Source organism: uncultured Roseovarius sp., from assembly GCF_913054395.1.
Taxonomy (GTDB): domain Bacteria; phylum Pseudomonadota; class Alphaproteobacteria; order Rhodobacterales; family Rhodobacteraceae; genus Roseovarius.
Genome location: NZ_CAJXIP010000003.1, coordinates 17,687 through 35,643 on the forward strand (window position 1 = coordinate 17,687; position 17,957 = coordinate 35,643).

Annotated in this window: 16 protein-coding genes; 8 read left to right on the forward strand and 8 right to left on the reverse strand. The window is 57.6% G+C overall.

Features of this window, described 5'->3' with window-relative positions:
- Positions 1-9: 9 nt before the first annotated feature.
- The 4 genes from QZ522_RS00800 (at position 10) to QZ522_RS00815 (ending at position 3,127) form a co-directional block, all read left to right on the forward strand.
- Positions 10-750 carry a polysaccharide deacetylase family protein gene (locus tag QZ522_RS00800; protein ID WP_294606478.1) on the forward strand — a complete coding sequence of 247 codons (741 nt, stop codon included), beginning with the start codon at positions 10-12 and terminating at the stop codon, positions 748-750.
- Positions 747-1,229, forward strand: a complete 483-nt coding sequence (locus QZ522_RS00805) for a UDP-N-acetylglucosamine--LPS N-acetylglucosamine transferase (RefSeq protein ID WP_294606480.1) — start codon at positions 747-749, stop codon at positions 1,227-1,229. Before QZ522_RS00800 ends, QZ522_RS00805 begins: the two co-directional genes overlap by 4 nt.
- A complete protein-coding gene (locus QZ522_RS00810) occupies positions 1,226-1,735 on the forward strand; it encodes a glycosyltransferase (protein ID WP_294606482.1) in 510 nt (169 codons plus the stop codon). The genes QZ522_RS00805 and QZ522_RS00810 overlap by 4 nt, the downstream gene beginning before the upstream one ends.
- A 99-nt stretch (positions 1,736-1,834) precedes the next feature.
- Complete coding sequence (locus QZ522_RS00815; protein ID WP_294606484.1) at positions 1,835-3,127, forward strand: nucleotide sugar dehydrogenase; 1,293 nt, start codon at positions 1,835-1,837, stop codon at positions 3,125-3,127.
- 3 nt (positions 3,128-3,130) lie between these two features.
- Here the strand turns inward: QZ522_RS00815 and QZ522_RS00820 are convergent, their stop codons facing one another.
- The 8 genes from QZ522_RS00820 to QZ522_RS00855 all read right to left on the reverse strand — a co-directional run bounded on the left by QZ522_RS00820 (position 3,131) and on the right by QZ522_RS00855 (position 13,262).
- A complete protein-coding gene (locus tag QZ522_RS00820; RefSeq protein ID WP_294606486.1) occupies positions 3,131-3,793 on the reverse strand; it encodes a rhomboid family intramembrane serine protease in 663 nt (220 codons plus the stop codon).
- A gap of 153 nt (positions 3,794-3,946) precedes the next feature.
- Entirely contained in the window at positions 3,947-4,870 is a 924-nt protein-coding gene (locus QZ522_RS00825; protein WP_294606488.1) for a polysaccharide pyruvyl transferase family protein, read from the reverse strand.
- 8 nt (positions 4,871-4,878) lie between these two features.
- Complete coding sequence (locus QZ522_RS00830; RefSeq protein ID WP_294606490.1) at positions 4,879-6,036, reverse strand: glycosyltransferase; 1,158 nt, start codon at positions 6,034-6,036, stop codon at positions 4,879-4,881.
- 131 nt (positions 6,037-6,167) lie between these two features.
- Positions 6,168-7,763 carry a VPLPA-CTERM-specific exosortase XrtD gene (gene xrtD, locus QZ522_RS00835; RefSeq protein ID WP_294606492.1) on the reverse strand — a complete coding sequence of 532 codons (1,596 nt, stop codon included), beginning with the start codon at positions 7,761-7,763 and terminating at the stop codon, positions 6,168-6,170.
- Between the two features lie 183 nt (positions 7,764-7,946).
- Positions 7,947-9,359 (reverse strand): hypothetical protein, encoded by a 1,413-nt coding sequence (locus QZ522_RS00840; RefSeq protein WP_294606493.1) that lies wholly within the window; start codon positions 9,357-9,359, stop codon positions 7,947-7,949.
- Between the two features lie 9 nt (positions 9,360-9,368).
- The gene (locus tag QZ522_RS00845) at positions 9,369-9,977 is read right to left on the reverse strand and encodes a polysaccharide biosynthesis/export family protein (RefSeq protein WP_294606495.1); all 609 of its coding nucleotides are present in this window, start codon (positions 9,975-9,977) and stop codon (positions 9,369-9,371) included.
- A gap of 143 nt (positions 9,978-10,120) precedes the next feature.
- The gene (locus QZ522_RS00850) at positions 10,121-12,547 is read right to left on the reverse strand and encodes a tetratricopeptide repeat protein (RefSeq protein ID WP_294606497.1); all 2,427 of its coding nucleotides are present in this window, start codon (positions 12,545-12,547) and stop codon (positions 10,121-10,123) included.
- 43 nt (positions 12,548-12,590) lie between these two features.
- Positions 12,591-13,262 carry a sugar transferase gene (locus QZ522_RS00855; RefSeq protein ID WP_294606500.1) on the reverse strand — a complete coding sequence of 224 codons (672 nt, stop codon included), beginning with the start codon at positions 13,260-13,262 and terminating at the stop codon, positions 12,591-12,593.
- Between the two features lie 554 nt (positions 13,263-13,816).
- On the opposite strand from QZ522_RS00855, the gene QZ522_RS00860 reads away from it, so the two are divergent.
- From QZ522_RS00860 to QZ522_RS00875, 4 genes are all read left to right on the forward strand, one after another.
- Positions 13,817-14,674, forward strand: a complete 858-nt coding sequence (locus QZ522_RS00860) for an AAA family ATPase (protein ID WP_294606502.1) — start codon at positions 13,817-13,819, stop codon at positions 14,672-14,674.
- Entirely contained in the window at positions 14,671-16,224 is a 1,554-nt protein-coding gene (locus QZ522_RS00865; RefSeq protein ID WP_294606504.1) for a lipopolysaccharide biosynthesis, read from the forward strand. Before QZ522_RS00860 ends, QZ522_RS00865 begins: the two co-directional genes overlap by 4 nt.
- Before the next feature lie 111 nt (positions 16,225-16,335).
- Positions 16,336-17,067, forward strand: a complete 732-nt coding sequence (locus QZ522_RS00870; RefSeq protein ID WP_294606506.1) for a CpsD/CapB family tyrosine-protein kinase — start codon at positions 16,336-16,338, stop codon at positions 17,065-17,067.
- 26 nt (positions 17,068-17,093) lie between these two features.
- The gene (locus tag QZ522_RS00875; protein WP_294606508.1) at positions 17,094-17,954 is read left to right on the forward strand and encodes a glycosyltransferase; all 861 of its coding nucleotides are present in this window, start codon (positions 17,094-17,096) and stop codon (positions 17,952-17,954) included.
- The last annotated feature ends 3 nt before the right edge of the window (positions 17,955-17,957 follow it).

Below are 17,957 nucleotides of genomic sequence, written 5' to 3' on the forward strand. Positions count from 1 at the left end.
GACGCGCCAATGAATTCCATACTGTTTCTGACAATTGCCGTTTTTGCTTTCTTTGGGCTCTGGCTCGGCATTCCGGCGGCCTTTCGCTGGAGGGCGACCAGGGATCTGGCAATGCGCGCCCGGGCTCAAAGGGCCATTGTCCTGACCTATGATGACGGTCCGAGCGATGTCCTGACACTTCGTCTTGCGGATATACTGAATAGACGGAAGGTCAGGGCGACATTTTTCGTGATTGGGCGCAATGCAACGCGGCATCCTGAAACCATACGCCGTATGCACGACGATGGGCACGAAATTGGCAACCATACATACAGCCATCTCAATGCCTGGAAAACGGGACCTTTCCGTTCAATCCGGGACATTCGCAAAGGACGGTGTCAGCTCAGGGATTTAAGTGTCGAGAGTGCGGTTTTCCGTCCACCGTTTGGAAAATCCACTCTTCTGACACTGATCTATAGTCTCGTCAGCAAGACAAGACTGGCCTTTTGGACCCATGACAGCCGTGACAGTTGGAATCGCCTGCCTGTCGAGCATATTATTGAAGAGTTGCATGCCGCAGGGGGTGGCGTCGTTCTGATGCATGATTTCGATCGTCCTCGACGCGGACCATCGCCAGAAGAGCATCAAGAGTACGTATTGAACCTGACAGAGAAGATAATCGATTTTGCGGAAACGAATAATTTTAGGATTATATCCTTTCGTGACCTTTTTGACAGGTCTAGCCTTAAGGTGATCGAGAGGGGGGCATGAAAAGAAAACAACATGTTATGGCGGTCGCTTCAGCGGGCGGACACTGGGTTCAGCTGATGAGGTTGCGCCCCGCATGGAAGGGGCTCCGGGTGACTTATGTCACAACGGACCCGGACTTTTACCAAACAGTATGCCAATATGCAGAGAACGACGGAGAGCCGCTTCCAGGCTTTCACACTGTGGTCGAGGCAAACCGCTGGCAAAAGTGGCGCCTGGTCAAACAGCTTTTCGGCATTATTTTCATCATGGCGCGAAAGCGTCCCGATGTCGTTCTGTCAACCGGTGCGGCACCGGGATATTTTGCCTTGAGAGTCGGACGCCTGTTTGGCGCCAAGACCGTCTGGATAGACAGCATGGCCAATGCTGAAGAACTTTCCATGTCCGGGCAACGCATCGGCAAGCATGCGGACCTTTGGCTCACACAATGGGAGCATCTTGCCAAGCCGGAAGGACCAAAATATCTGGGGTCGGTATTGTGATCTTCCTGACAATAGGCACACATGAGCCGTTTGACCGGCTTGTCAGGGCGTTGGATGTCTGGGCCGATCAGACAGCGCGGAAGCATGAGATATTTGCACAGATTGTCTCACCGGCCTCCGGTGCCTACCGGCCAAAAAACTTCGAAACGGTAACGCACCTGACGCCTGCGGACTATGAGGCGCGGATCCTTCAGGCGGATTTGATTGTCTCGCATGCCGGGATGGGATCAATCCTGACGGCCTTTACCCATGGAAAACCGATTGTCATTATGCCGCGGCGCGGTCATCTGCGTGAAACGCGAAATGACCATCAATATACAACTGTCAAAAACCTAGCGAAACGTCCGATGCTGTTTGTGGCAGAGGATGAAACCGAATTTTTCACCGTGATGGACCATGCGCTTGAAAATATCGCCAGCGGCACGCCGCAGCGCTTGTCTGCTGTTGCCGATACAGATTTTACGGATGCCTTACACCGCTTCCTGCTCTCTTCCACAAAATGCTGATTAAGGATAGCAGCAAGGAAAGAAGCAGTTCAAAATTTTGGAGATGAATTTACCGTGTCAGAAAATTCCTTTGATGAGTTGCTCTCTAAGATAGAGACCTTGACCGCCAGGATCGCGATCCTCGGCCTCGGATATGTTGGGCTGCCTCTGGCGGTAACGACAGCGCGCAGCGGGCTGCATGTCACCGGCTTTGATGTCGATCCTGCGAAGATTGAAAAGCTTTATGCCGGAAACAGCTATATCGGGGCCATTTCCGATCAAGAGCTGGTCGATCTGCGAGATGCAGGGCGGGTTGCCTGGACGACGGATTTCAGTCAGCTGGCGGATATGGACGTCTTCGTCATATGTGTCCCCACACCTCTCACGGCACATCGCGAACCAGATCTTTCTTATGTCATCTCGACAACCGAAGAGATTGCACGCCACATAACGCAGGGCACGCTCGTGGCCCTGGAATCCACGACCTATCCGGGCACGACCGATGAAGTTCTGACCCCGATACTGGTCCGGTCGGGATTGAAACCGGGACATGACATTTTCATCGGCTTTTCTCCCGAGCGCGAAGATCCCGGAAATGCCGTTTACAACACCAACACGATCCCGAAGATCGTCGCCGGGGATGGGCCCGAGGCTAGCCAGCTTATGGAAGCCTTCTATCGCAAGGTCGTGCGGGATGTTGTTCCCGTCTCCAAGACCCGCACCGCCGAAGCCATCAAGATCACAGAGAATATCTTTCGCGCAGTGAACATCGCCCTCGTCAATGAGCTGAAGGTCATTTTTGATGCCATGGATATTGATGTCTGGGAGGTGATCGACGGCGCCGCCACCAAGCCGTTCGGCTTCATGCCCTTCTATCCCGGCCCCGGACTTGGCGGGCACTGCATTCCGATCGACCCGTTCTATCTGACCTGGAAGGCCCGGGAATACCAGCTGTCCACGCGCTTCATCGAGCTGGCGGGCGAGATCAACTCCAATATGCCCGACTATGTGGTCGCAAAGCTGCGTGAGGTTCTTGACCGCCGCCTCGGGCTTGGGTTGACGCGGTCGCGCATCCTGATCACCGGGATTGCCTACAAGAAGAACATCCCCGACATGCGCGAAAGCCCTTCGGTCAAGCTGCTGTCACTGTTGCGCGAAGCCGGGGCGGATGTCGCCTTTCACGACCCGCATGTGCCCGAAATCCCGCGCATGCGCGAATATCCGGAGATTCTTGGGTATAAGTCCACAGCGTTCGGAGATATCGATCCGGCCAATTTCGATGCCATCCTGATTGCAACCGATCATGACGATATCGATTATGCGGCCCTTGTCGCGATGGATCTGCCGATCGTCGATACGCGCAATGCCATAGAAAAGCGGGGCCTGCCGATGGCCAATGTGACGAAGGCCTGATCGTCAGGGCTGATCCTTGTCGCTCACCCACCACCCTGCGGCCCATCCTGCCAGGAAGCCGCCCAGGTGGGTCTCCCAGGCAAGGCTGCCGTCCATCGCCCAGTACATGACGACATTGAGCAGGGTAAGAAGCCCGATCACCCGCAGCACCGGCCCGATCCCTTCACGCGCCAGGCGGCGGGCGGTGTAGTCCCATCCGGTGATGACCCCCGCGAGGCCAAAGAGCGCGCCGGAGGCCCCCACCATGGGCTGCACAGCCGTGGACAGAAGCGCAAAGCCCAAGGCCCCGCCCAGAAGCGAGAGCACATAGATCACGGCAAAGCGCAGCTGGCCCACGCGGTCGATCACCAGCCGCCCAAGCGACATCAGCGTGATCATGTTGATCAGAAGATGCATCGCCCCGCCATGCAGGAACCCGTAGCTGGCGAACATGGTGACGGGCTGGGTGGCATAGTTCGGCTGCCAATTGTCCAGCAATCCCCGCCAGAACCCGCCATTCTGATAGGCCAGCCCGCGCCAGCGCGGCGAGCCCCAGAACCCGTGATCGGCCCCCTGCAAGGCCGCCTCGATGACCACGCAGATCACGAGGATGGCAATCAGGACACTGTATGGGACAAGCCGCTCCAGAAGAGATGCCTTGGGCGGCAGGGTGGGCAGGTTTTTCATTCCTCTAGACAAGCCGCACTTGGCGGGCATCTAAAAAAAGGGGGCTGTCGATTGGCGCCGCGCGAGCGGTCGAGCAATAACGCGCCCATGTCAAGATCGCTGCCATAGGCTAAATCGATTCCACTCCGAGCGCCACGAACTACCGTGGTACTATCATCCTGAGCGGTCAGAATAATATCGATGAATTTCATGAAACAGATTGAAGTACCTTTCTTGTGCCTTTTTTAGCGAAGGCCTGTCTGAAACGCCAAACCTTGCTCTTTTATTCACCTGTTTTAGGTGAAAATATGCAAGGTAATGCAAAATTTTTCCTTTACGGGCCATAGAGGGGCAGCAAGGGACTGTTTTGCCCTTCGTAACGTTGCTCGGTACAGGTTTGCTCGTTCTTTCTCCAATTCGATCAAGAACCGCCTGCACCCCTCGCAACAAGGGAAAAAACTTATATATCTTAAGTTCTTTCATTTTGAGGCTCTCAGACCAATCGAACCATTTGAACCGGTTAAAGGATTTATTGATCTGGACGGCTGTCCAAGGCGTTCCAAATGCATCAGAAATGATTGCTGCATGCATACTTTCTGCGATAACTGCGTGCGCAGAAGCCAACCGCTTTATGACAACCTCTGGGGGGGCGGAAGGTGACTGATAACTCAGCCCCAAGCGCCCACAAATCGTGTCCCAATCAAAGGATTGGTCGCTTCCGACATGGGGGACAAATAAAATTTCGTCTGTTTTCTCGATGTCATGAAACATTTCAAGGCACGGCAATACTATTGCTGGGTCAGAAAACGATTTAGCTTTTCCCAAACCCAGCACTCTTGTGGTCCTTGGACCTCGGACAGCGCGAATATCCCAATCGTTGCTATTTGAGACATCTGGTATGCGCCCGTAGCCTACGCCAGAGCCAATAACGAGCAGTTTGCCTGTAGGTAGCAGGCCCGCGTTGAGTATAGTCCCAATGCCAACAAGAGTAACTGAATCTTCCCAGTCGCGCCAACCTGGGAGTACTTCGTCCCAGAACCAGGCGTTTAAGTCATCTCCAAAATTACCATAAGGGCTCACGTGGTATACTTGCTGCATGATTACTTTTATCCAGTGTGCTGGCGATATTTCGGAAGCGTGAGACCCGCAAGAAGTTTGACACGTGAGGCCCAGGCCTCCCAATTCAAGCGGGTCTCGTAATCATCCCGCGCGTTCCTGCGGAGTGTTGAAAGATGATCTTTGTCTGACATAACCTCAGAAATCCGCTCTGCATACTCACGACCGCCACATTCGGGAGCGAGCACAAATCCTGTGGTGCCGTGCTTTACAACGTCGGGTACACCGCCCGTCGCTGTTGCAATGCTGATAACTCCGTGGGCGGCGGCCTCACAGAAAACAATTCCGAAGCATTCATTTCGTGTCGGAAGAATCAAGAAGTCAGATTCTAAATAAAGATCAGACAATTTATTGGCCTGTGCAGGATCGTTTTTATCTAGAAACGGAATAACTGTAATTCGATCTCGCGCCACATCTGCTGGAGGGACGCACCCTACAATAGTTAACTCTGCGTCGAAACCTTTGGCGATGAGTTCACGAAGGGCCTCAACCGCAATAGCACCACCTTTCCCCTTCCAGTTAACGCCAACAAATATAAGTCTGAGTTTAGAGCCAATTCTTGGAGCCAGTGCTTTTTCTCTTTCGGGAACTTTTGATAAATTTGCTCCAAAAGGAGCCACATGCACTTTATCTGGGTCTGCATTGTAGTGGTCAATCGCTGATTGAGCAGCCCACTCTGTCGGATATAAAAGGATATCAGCCCGCGTGATTGCCTTTTGTTCAAGCTCATCGGCTTGTTTCCTTGCCTCGTCGGTAAGTTTTGCAAATTCAGGATTATAATTAAACATTAAGCGGGCAGTGGCATCTGAAAAATACAGAATGGGCAACTCGCTGTTCAAAAACCCAATGAGGGCCGAGCCAGCGGGCGCACACAAGATGTCAGGCTTTGCGCTTTTGATTTTTCTTTCAATAAGACGGGCGTTATCGCGCGCGACTCTAAAAGATTGCTTCGGCAAAATACGGCCAAAATGCATGGTATTCCGTATCCGGCTTTCAGCACGTTTAAACCAGAGGGAGCTTGGTTGAATCGGTCCAATATTTACAACTGTGCCGGCATATTCCGACAAAGCCTGTGCAGAGAAATAATTCGTTCCAGACCATGACTTGGGGTCTGAGGCATCCAATGCACTAACAAATCCAATTCTCATTTAATTATTATCCCTTGAAATAGAATGGAGACGGTTTCTATCATCGCACTTAACCACTCTCCGAGGGTTATGATAAAATCCGCGCAACGCATTTTACGTCTTAGATGCCTTATTTGAGGTTGCATCAAACATCACCCGGGCACAAACCGCGGCAGTCTTGGCAGGCTCTCTCGCATCAGTTCTTGCAGGCGCGCGTCGGCGGCGCCTTCGGGTTCGCCGTCGAGGATCGGGGTGATGTAGCGCACGATGGCCCCGTCGGTGCGGTCGATCATGAGGCTGTCATAGACCACGCTCATCTTGGCCTTGAAGTCGTTGGTCATGCGCTTGCCGCGCTGCTCGAACCAATAATAGACAAGTTGCTGCGCCAGCCCTTTCTGGATCACCGCGCGGTTGACTTGAAACGTGCCATAGCCTGTGCCGCCCATGTCCACGGGCACCGTCTCGAAGCTGTAGATTTCCCAGCCGCCGGCCGGCAGGCAAACCTCGGGCGAGTGGATGCCGCTGCCTTCGGTCTGCTTGTCATAGAAGGCCATGAAGAGCGCCACCGGCGCGGGCTCGGACACGGCGTTGAAGGAGGATGCAAGATAATCGGTGGCCCCCAGTACCCGCTCAATATCCGGATCAAGCATCGAGAAGGTTCCTGACCACTCTCCCATCTGCCGCGGATAAAGTGCGAAGGGGTCGCGGTCCACCGCCACGGGCTCTTTGCCCTGTTGCAAGGCCCATCCCCCCGAAACCGCGAGTGTCAGGATCGCCCCCGCCATCAGGGCGCGCGAGGCGCGGATGCCGGTGATACGGATCAGGATCGCCCCAAAACCGGTGGTGTCGAGATCAATCGCCTCCGAGAGGGGCTTGGGGTTCGGCGTCAGCCGCTGGAGCGCCACGGCCATGATGAAGAGGATCGCGATACAGGCGCCGAAGATGATCCAGCCCTCGAAGAAATGCAGAAAGCCTTCGGCCTGCCCGATCCCATAGCTGTTGACCAGCACGCCGATCATTCCGATGCGGAAGGAATTCATCAGCACCGTCAGGGGCACCGCCGCCAGGAGAAGCACCGCCTTGTGCCAGACCGGCCCGCGATAGAGGATCGCGAAAAGATAGGAAAAGCTGAGGATCGGAAAAAGATAGCGCAGCCCCGAACAGGCTTCGGCCACCTGAAGCTTGTAGACGCCAAGGTCGATCACATTGCCTTCGAGAAAGACCGGCACTCCCATCAGCGCCACGAACCACACGCCGATCTCCGACGAGATCGTCTGGAGTATGATGGTCAGCTTGAGATAGATGAAATGCGGCAGCGGCAGCATGAAGATCAGATGCACCACCCCGAGCTGATGCAGCTTGCCGCGCTCCCAGCCAAAGATCGTCAGAACCGCGCCGCCGACCCAGATGATGAAGGCATAGCTGACGATATCCGGGATCCGCGTCATGTTGCCCGCGAGCGCCACCAGAAGCGCAAGCGTGATGACGACAAGACCCGCGCTGCGGTCATGCACAACCGGTTTTGGCGGCGGCATGCGGCGCATTTCCCGCAGGAAAAGATAGAGTGAGATGATCGGAATAATCGGTCCGTGGCTGTATTCGGCGGTGGACCAGGCCTCGGCCAGCGAGACAAACCCGATCCAGAAGATCGGCACCGAGCCCGCCAGCAGGAGCGCAAACCAGAACAGGCCGGCTGGGTTGAGCGGGCGGGCAAGGGCCCCCGGGCCGGAATAGTCTGTCACGGACATTTCACGTTCTCCTGTAACCGCTCAGGCACTGTTTGCCATGCCTGAAACACTCTTATCGGCTGCCATGCACCCCTTTGATGTTCTAACGAAAAACCGGGTAAAAAGCGATTCAAAAGCCGGGCAAACGGCGTGTAGGGGCGGCTTTGAACGATCTGTTTTCTTTGCAGCGACAATGCCTGAAGATCAGGGGCGGATAACGACCTCGCGCTCCAGCGTCAGAAAGATCCGGTTCGATGTGGCGCTGCCCACTCCGCTTTCATCGCGCAGGCGGTATTCATAGCCTGAAGAGAGCCGCCAGTCGCGGGTCAGATCGCGGGAATAGGTGGCGCGCAGATCGGTGCGGGTGGTGTCGTTCACTGCGGGGCCGCCTGCCTGGGACAAATCGGCAAAATTCGCCGAAAATGCCAGATCGGACAGAGAGTTTATCTCGTAAGTATATCCCAGAGAGGCACTTGTGGTGCGCAATTCGTTCGACCGCGAGCTGGTGGCGACCTGCCGGTCGAACGTTGCCGTCAGGGTGCTGCGCGGCATCTCGTGGCTGAACTCGATGCTGCCCACCGGGCGGATCGTGTCGGAGACATCGCTGGTCGCCCCAAGGCTGATTTCAAGCGCGCCGCGCGGCAAGGGCATTGCGCGGCTGACCAGCCAGGTGGCGGTCGTGCCGTTCACGCTGTCGCTAACGTCGAATTCTGTGCCGACCGTGCCCCGCGTCAATTCCCGGGTCAGGGCAATATTGCCAACCGGCGAGGTTCGCTTGTCCGAACGTCGGGTGCCCAGAATGGTTTCATGGGTATTGATCTGCTGAAGGCCGAGCGAGACATCAAGCGTGTCGGTCTCGGAGAGAGCCTGCCTCAGCCCCAGATTCAATTTGGTGGTCTGCCGGTCGGTCCGGGCCGTGTCCTCGGCGCTATAATCGGCAAAGCGCAGCACCACCCGTGCCTCGGTGGTCTGGCTGAGGGTGAACCGCGTCGCGCCCGTCAGGTTGAGAAGCGTGCTGTCGAACAGATCCGGATCGGTGGTGCCGGTATAATCCTGCTCGCGGTAACGCCCATCGAGGGTGAAGCCCACCAGATTGTTGAGACCGGTGTCGAAGGTGAACCGGGTCAATATCTGCTCGCGGTCCCCCCGATCCTCGGCGAGATCGGTTTCGTCAAGCGGATCATCATCGAAAAAGGCGTTGTCATCGAACGGATCAAGTGAATTGACCGAGGCGAGGCTATAGTCAGCCCCGAAGCTGAAGGTGCTGTTCACGCCTTCACGATCATAGCCAAGCCGGGCGTTCCGATCATCAAAGGTGTGGCTGCCTCCGGGGGGCTCATTGGCCCGCAGCACCCCGCTCAGATCCAGGCGGAGTATGTCATTGGCGCGCTGGTTCTCATAGCCGAAGGACAGCTTGTTGTCGAACAGCTCGGCGCTGTCGCTGCCATTCGGGCGCAGGTTGTAGTTATCCGTTGCGCTGAGTGTGGAGCTGAGGCCGAAGGTCAGCACAGGGCCGCCGTCTTCGGGGCTGCTGCCCTGTTGCGCAAAGGTCAGACCCGTACCCAGACAGAGCAGGGTCAGACATCCGGAGCCAACCAGAATATGGGAGCGTATCACGATCCGGCCTTATTCGAACAGACGACGCTCCGGCACAACGATCACGTCGCCCGGGGCCAGTACCGTTGCACCGCTGATGCTGTCGCTGCCACCCATGGTGCGATAGTTGAACAGATAGACGGTTTCCTTCTTGGTAGCCGGATCGACGCGCCGCAGCTGGATGCGTTTCGCGGCGGCAAAGCGGGACAGCCCGCCCGCCTCGGCCAGAAGCTGGAGCAGGGTGGTGCCGTGCAGGACCTCTTTGCGGCCGGGCTCATTGGCCTCACCCAGAATATAGATATTCATCAGATCGGGTTGAGCGGCGGCGCGCGACGGCGCTTTGGGCGCCAGGGCAGAGACCGACACCAGAACGGTCGGCGAGACAGCAAAGTTCGAGGCCATTTCCTTTGACAGGGTGCTGGCCACGGTATCGACACTACGCCCGCCCGCCTTGACCGTGCCGGCCATCGGGAAACTGATCGACCCATCGGGCAAAACAAGAACATTGCGGTTGAGGCCCGGATCTTCGAGAACCTCGACCTGCAGGGTATCGCCCGGCTTGATGCGGTAGATGTCTTGCGCCATGGAAACGCTGGCTGATCCAATCAGGAAAAGGATCGCTGTTAAAAATCTGATCATCCTGTGCCTCTGTCCCATTTTCATTTTGTGTGGAATTTATGCTATTTGGCGGGTTGGCAAAATACGTAAAGTCAAGAAAATCCACCGCTGCGGCAGATTTGTAGCGCTTTGAAGGTATTTTCTCGTCGGTATTTCACATCGGTTCATTCGGCAGCCGCGGACAATCGGTCAATTTCGCCTTTGACCTCTTCCATGTACGCGAGATTCAAATTGTTTTCCGCAAGCCCGACCACCTTGCGGAACTGCGCCAGGGCCTCGGCATCGCGCTTGAGCGCGACATAGATGCGCGCCAGATGGTACTGCACTGTCGGGTCCTCAGGCAAACCGGTCGCCGCCGGTTCCAGAGCCGCAAGCGCGGTGTCCAGATCCCCGCGGCGGAAGGCGATCCAGCCATAGGTATCCTGAAAGGCCGGAACGTCACGGTCGCGCAGCCGCCGCGCGATCTCATGCGCGCGGGTAAGGGCGTCGGCATCCTCGCTCCCGGTCGCCAGCAGGCTTGCCAGGTTGTTGGCGATGATCAGGTTGTTGCTGTCAGCGGCATAGAGCCGCTCATAAATCCCGATCGCGCCCTGGATGTCACCTTCACGCTCGAGAACGCCGGCCAGAGCCCAGTTGAGCCGCAGGTTGTCAGGATTGGCCGCAATCCCGTCCAGAAGGGCCTGCCGGGCCGCCGCCGTGTCTTCCTGGAGCGCGTGGATGTTATAGAGAGCGAGCCAGAGGCGCTGATCCTGCGGGGTATCTGCCGCCAGATCCCGAAAGGTCGCTGCGGCCGTCTCGATTTCGCCGCCCACCACCTGCACCGAGGCCAGAAGGAAACGCGCGTCGTGGTCTCCGGGGTTTGCGTCCAGTATCTCACGCGCATATTTGCGTGCCGCGTCGACATCGCCCTGAAGCAAGTGGTTCCGTATGATCAGCACGGCGGGGCCTATGCCGGAGTTTCCCTCGCTGGCAAGCGTGTCGAGAAAGCCCAGCAACTCATCTTCGCGGTCCTGCGCCGCCAGCTGGCGTGCCGTCAGCTCATTGACAGCACGCTGTGCGGTGGCGCCATCCTGGCGCTTCAGGGTATCGATGACCTGCGTCAGGCGGGGCCAGTCCCGGTCACGCATGTAGATATCGCCAAGCCCGCCCAGCAGGGCGATATGGTTCGGGGACAGGCGCAGGGCGTTGATCAAAACGGTCTCTGCGGTGCGCAGATTGTCCTGCGAGATCAGGTGGCGCGCATAGCGCAGGGATTCGTCCGGCGCCTTTCTGGAGGCCTCGACCGCACGGCTCAACATGTCCGCCATCAGGTCACGATTGCCCGCTCGTTCATGGGCCCGTGCCATGATGGTCATTGCTTCGGCATCGTTCGGGGCCTGCCCCAGTGCCGTGCGCAAGGCGACGATGGCCTCGTCGGCACGATCACTCTCGATCAGCCAGGTGGCCCGCATTTTCATTGCGTCGATCTGGGTTTTGTCCTCTTCCAGAACCTGTTCGACCAGGGCCCTGGCTCCGACCCGGTTGTCGGTTGCCTCCAGCATCCGGGCCAGCATGACCATGATGCTGCGGCGCTCGTCGGAGGGCTCCATCGGGTCGATCAGCTCTTCCATCTCGGCAATGGCCGCGTCGCGCTCGCCGAGGTCAAAGCGGAACCCGGCCCGCAGTGCGATCAACCGTTCCCGTTCGGGTGGATTATCTGCAATGATCCTGTCCAGCTCGTGCTTGGCGGCCTCACGGCTGCGCACCTCCGAGAGGAAACGGATATAGGTGATGATGTTTTCGGAAACGCGCGGCTCCTGATCCGCGCGTTCCTTGAGGAATGCCTCGGCCGTATCGGCCTCTCCCTGCGAGACGTACCAGCGCACCAGGGTTGCCGGGATGCTCGGATCTTCGGGAAAGCGGGTGATCATCTCTTCGAGCTGCGCCCGGATTTCGCGTGTTTCGCCCAGCTGATTGAGAACGCCGAGGCGGATTGTATAAAGTTCCTGATTGTCGGGCGTCTCGGCCAGGGCGGCATCAATCGCAGAGAGGGCCGCAGTCCAGTTCCTGGCACGCATCAGATCGGTGATGATGACCTGCCGGGCGATCATCAGATCGGGATCTTCGGCAACAAGCGCCTGCGCTTTCGTCACTGCCGCGCGCTCTGCCGCGGCATCCTTGGCGACAACTGCATCGCGATAGCTGACCGTGGCGTTGATTGCCTGTACCAGACGGTCATCGGGGTCGAGCTCCGCCGCAGCCTGGCCATGGCGGCGCGCCTCTTCCCAGTTGTTGCCCTGCAGCGCCAGTTCGGCAAGGGCGCGCTGGCCGGCCAGACTGTCGGGGTATTGTTCCACCAGCCGCAGGTATTGCCCATAGGCCTCGCGGATATTTCCCCTTGCGCGCTCGGCATCTGCATATAGCAGCCGGGCTTCGCGATGCTGGCCGTTCAGCTGGAAAACATTGCGGAATTCGACCAGGGCACGATCCACGTCCCCTTTTTCCAGCAGTTCAACCCCGGATTGATAATGCTTGTCCGCACGCTGTTCCGCATTGTCGCAGAAGGACAGCATGCCCGCAGTGGCAAATGCCAGAAAGGTAAGTTTGATCATGGTGCCATTATCACATTTCGGGACAGGTTCGACAATCCACCTGTCAATATCCGGTACCGCGCAGCACCACCGAGACGGTCTTGAGCAGGATCGACAGGTCCTGCGAAAAAGACAATGACATCAGATATCTGCGATCAAAGGCGGCACGTTCGGCAAAGCTCGATTCATTGCGGTCGGAAACCTGCCAGGGTCCGGTGATCCCCGGCCGCAGTTCGAAATAGGCCGTGCCGGGATAAATCGAGCGCTGATCCACCATCATCGGACGCGGCCCGACAAGCGACATGTCGCCCTTGAGCACATTCAAAAGCTGCGGCAGTTCATCCAGAGAGGACTTGCGCAGAAAACAGCCAAGCGACGTGATGCGTGGATCGCATTTCAGTTTCTGGCGTTCATTCCATTCGCGGCGGGCTTCGCGGTTCTTGCAAAGATGGTCTTCCAGCAGGGCGTCGGCCCCCGGAACCATCGTGCGGATCTTGTACATGTTAAAGACCCGCCCGCCACGCCCGAGGCGTTTCTGACGGTAAATGGGGTTGCCCCCGGAAAACGACACGAGAACCATCATGCCCAATATGAGCGGCAGGGCAATCGGCAGGGACATCACGACAAGCGCGATGTCGAGGCAACGCTTCGCACCATTGCGATAGGCTGCGCCGCGGTTCTTTGGTTCAGAAACGCGTTTTGTAATAGGCGTTTCCGAAAATTCTCTAATAATCATAATTAATAGCCTTTACCCACATCCATAAGCGAACATGTCGACACCATCCAGCGCGGGAAATCCCAACGCGGTAAATCCGCTCGATGAATTCTCTGAATGAGCAGCACACACTCACTTTTACGCCCCTTTGTCAGTGAACTACTCCGGGCCGCCTAAAACAAGACATAATTTGGTCAAAATTCAAAAATATGCGTCCAAGCCACTGAAAAGATTTAAACTTCGAATTTTCCAGATAAGGACGTCACAGATGGCCACCCCCCTACATCTGGTGATTGTTGTCGGGCCGTCAACAAATCTCCGTGAGCAGGGGGAATAATTCCTTGATGGCCCTGATCGATTCGCGAAGAACCCGCGCCGAAAAGCGCGCGCGGGTGATGCGCCCCGCCTTTCAAATATCTTACTCCCGCCATCAAAGCGCAGAATTTGTCTGTTGAATGATTGGCCTGTAAAGGACAGGTACAATTTAGACAAACGGAGTTTTACGTTCTGCTGTGGTGGCACTTTTAACTGTGCAGTATGACACCAGCCTGCGGAACCAGTTTTGAAAGATGCATATGAAACCGGAGACCCTTTACGCAGATTTTTTCGGCCTGTCCGAGCGGCCCTTCACGCTGCTGCCCGATCCTGCCTTTCTGTTCTGGTCCAAGGCGCATCGCAATGCCTATACGATTCTGGATTACGGGATCTTGTCGCGTGCGCCGATAACCGTGGTGACCGGGGAAATCGGATCCGGCAAGACGACGCTGGTGCATCACCTGCTCAAGAGCACCGAAGAGGCCATTACGATCGGCCTCATTTCCAATGCTCAGGGCGGGCGCGGAGAACTGCTGCAATGGGTGCTTAACGCATTGTCGCTCGAGGTGTCCGAAGGGGCAAGCTATGTTCAGAAGTTCCAGAAACTGCAGGATTTCCTGATCTCGGAATATGCCGCAGAGCGGCGCGTCGTGCTGATCTTCGACGAGGCGCAGAACCTGTCGATGGAAGGGCTGGAAGAACTGCGCATGCTGACCAACATCAACGCCAACAAGGATGAGCTGATCCAACTCATCCTTGTCGGGCAGCCCGAGTTGCGCGACATGATCCGCAGCCCCAAGCTGAAACAGCTGGCGCAGCGCGTATCGGCAAGTTTCCACATCCCGGCAATGGATGAAGAGACGGTGACGGAATACATCCAGCACCGGTTACGCACCGCTGGCGGGGGGGGCAACGAATTTACCATCGGCGCCTGTAAAATGGTCCATGAGCAGACCGGCGGAGTGCCGCGACTTGTCAATCAACTGTGTGATATCGCAATGGTTTACACATGGAGCAAGGAAGAGAAAAAAGTGACCAAAGACATCCTTCAGAGCGTTCTTGATGACGGATTGTTCTTTACAGTCTCCCTGGCAGCGGAAGAGAGTGACAAGACATGAACGACCTGAAATACTATTTCTCGATCTTCCTGCGGCGCCTGCATTATTTCCTTGTGCTCTCGGTGGTCATTTCGGCAGTGGCAGGCATCGCGGCCTTCACCTTGCCCCCAGCCTATGAATCGCAGACCCGGCTTTTGCTGGAAGGCCCGCAGATCCCTACGGAACTGGCCTCGTCCACGGTCATGGTGGGTCTGGCCGAGCAACTCGAGATCATCGAACAGCGGCTGATGACGCGTGCCAATATGCTTGATACCGCCCGCAGCCAGCAGGTGTTCGAGGACATCCAGACAATGAGTGCCGACGAGATCGTGGAGGCGATGCAGGCGCGGACCGGGATCAAGAGGGGCGGAACGTCACGCAACCCGACACCGATCCTGACACTTACCTTCGAGGCCCGCAGCCCGGCAATTGCCGCCGGTGTGCTCAACGAATACCTGACCCTGATCGAGCGGCAGAACGCGGAGTTCCGCACCTCGCGGGCGGGCAACACGCTGGCATTCTTCGAGCAGGAGGTTCAGCGCCTGGGCCAGAATCTCGACGTACAAAGCGCCCGCATCCTCGAATTCAAGACCGCGAATTCGGGGGCTTTGCCGGACAGTCTCGAATACCGCCTCGATCAGCAGGCCACATTGCAGGAGCAGGTCCGCCAGATCGACCGGGATATCAGCTCGCTCAACAATCAGAGTGAGCGAATTGTACAGATATTCGAGGCCACCGGACAGCTCGGGGCCAACGAGGGCGTGCGTCTGTCGCCCGACGAACAGCGCCTGCAGGAGATGCGGACCCAGCTTGATGAAACGCTCTCTGTATATTCGGCGGAAAACCCCAGGGTGAAGATTCTGGAGGGGCGGATCGAACAGCTTGAGCAGCGGCTTGCGGCTCGGGCCAAGACAGAAGAACCGGCGCCTGAGAGCGAGAGCCGCAACCGCGGTTCGACCACGCTCGATCTTCAGTTGAGCGAGATCGAGACGCGCATCTCGATGCTGGGGGAGCAACGCGAAGAGATCTCCGCAAGGCTGGCGGATCTGGAAGCGTCGCTGGCCCGCACCCCGGCCAATACGGCGACCCTCGAAGAGCTGAACCGGACCTATGCCAATATCGAGGCCCAGTATAATACGGCCGTTGACCGCCTGGCCCAGGCCAGTACCGGCGAGCGAATTGAATCGCTTTCACGCGGTCAGAGGATTTCGATCATCGAGCCGCCCGCCACCCCCAACCTGCCCACCAAGCCGAACCGGCTGCTGATTGCCGGGGGCGGGACGATATTCGGCATCCTGGCGGGGATCGGTCTTGTTGTACTGATCGAATTGCTCAACCGGACGGCCCGGCGCCCCGAGGATATCATTGCCCGCATCGGTGTGCGCCCGCTGGCAACCATCCCCTATATGCGCAGCCGGTCCGAAATCCTCAGGAAGCGCCTGGTCAAGCTGATGGTCTATCTGGTGATCCTCGTGGGGTTTCCCGCTGCGGTCTATGCGGTGCACCTTTATTATCTTCCGCTCGACCTTCTGGCCGACCGGGCCATGAACAAGATCGGCGTCCGCTGGTGACCGGTTGCAATTATATCAGGAGCGCTTGAGATGGAACGTATTCAGCAAGCCCTAGCCAAGGCCCGCGCGCAGCGCCAAACGGGCAGTGCCACACAAACAGAACGCCCCTCCATGCCTGAAGTCAGCCAATCGGTTGAAGAGGCCTGGGCGGCGCTTGCACCTTTCAAGGTCAATCGCGCCCTGCTCAAGCACCGTCTGGTGGTTGCCGCAGAACGTGGGCGCGATGCCGCCCCGTATGATCTCTTGCGTACCAAGATCATCCATCAGGCGCAGAGCAACAACTGGCGCCGGGTGGCGATCGTCTCTCCCGATATCGGGGCTGGCAAATCGACCACCCTGGCCAATCTGTCCTTCAGCTTTGAGCGGCAGCGCGACATGCGCGTGCTTTGCATTGATCTCGACCTGCGCCGCCCGGCCCTTCACAAGGTGCTGTCACAGACGACCGATCATTCGATGGCCGATGTGCTGGAGGGTCATGTGCGCTTTGCCGACCACGGCGTCCGCCTCGGAGAGCGGGTCGGTTTCGGGTTCAACAACAGTCCCGCATCCAACCCGTCGGAAATCCTGCTGAGCAGAGGGGCGCGTGAGGTTCTCGACGGGGTCGAGCGGGACTATGCGCCGGATCTGACCTTCTTTGACATCTCGCCGCTCAATGCCAGCGACGACAACATCGCCTTTTTGCAGAATGTCGATTGCGCGGTAATCGTTGTCGCCGCCGAAGCCACCCCGATGAAACGTATCGACGAGGCCGAACGTCAGGTGGCGGAACTGACCAATGTAATGGGCATCGTACTCAACAAGTGCCGCTATATCAGTGACGCCGAGGAGTATGATTACTATTGACGGCCAACACCCGAACAGGGGCGGCAGTGCCCGAGATCGCGATCATCATCCCACATTATAATGATGTGGTGCGGCTGGAGCGTTGCCTTGCCGCGTTGATGGAAAACGATCTGTCGGGGTGTGAAATCCTGGTGGTGGATAACGGCTCGCCACAGCCCCTGACGCAAACACAATCAAGGTTTCCTTCCTTCCGCTTTGTTGTCGAGACGGAAAAAGGCGCCGCCGCCGCCCGCAACAGGGGCGTGCGTGAAACCACCGCGCCCTGTCTGATGTTCATTGATGCCGATTGCCTGCCCGCGTCCGATTGGGTGGCGACCGGCCGCCGGGTGGCGGATAATGCCGATCTCATCGGCGGGCGGGTCGGGGTGTTTGACGAAACCCCGCCGCCGCGCAGCGGGGCCGAGGCCTTCGAGACGGTCTTCGCCTTCGATTTCCGTCAGTATATCGAGGTACAGGGGTTTTCCGGCACTGGCAACCTGATCACCCGGCGCGATGTGTTCGAAGATGTCGGCCCGTTTCGCGGCGGGGTGTCCGAGGATCGCGACTGGTCCTTTCGCGCGACGGCCAAAGGCTATCGGCTTGTTTACGAAGACGGGCTGCGCGTGGGGCACCCGTCACGGCAGGACTGGGCGGCCCTCAGGGGAAAATGGCGGCGCATCACGCAAGAGATGTTCGGCCAGACCGGCGGCACTGCCGTCGCGCGGCTCAAATGGGCGCTCAAGGGCATGGCGATGCCGCTTAGCGTCGTTGCGCATCTGCCGAAGATCGTGACTAGTCCCGCACTATCGGGGCCCGGCGACCGTCTGCGCGCCGCATGGACGCTTCTGCGACTCCGGCTTCTGCGCATGGTCTGGATGCTGCGTCAGGCCATCGGGCTGGATATCTGAGGC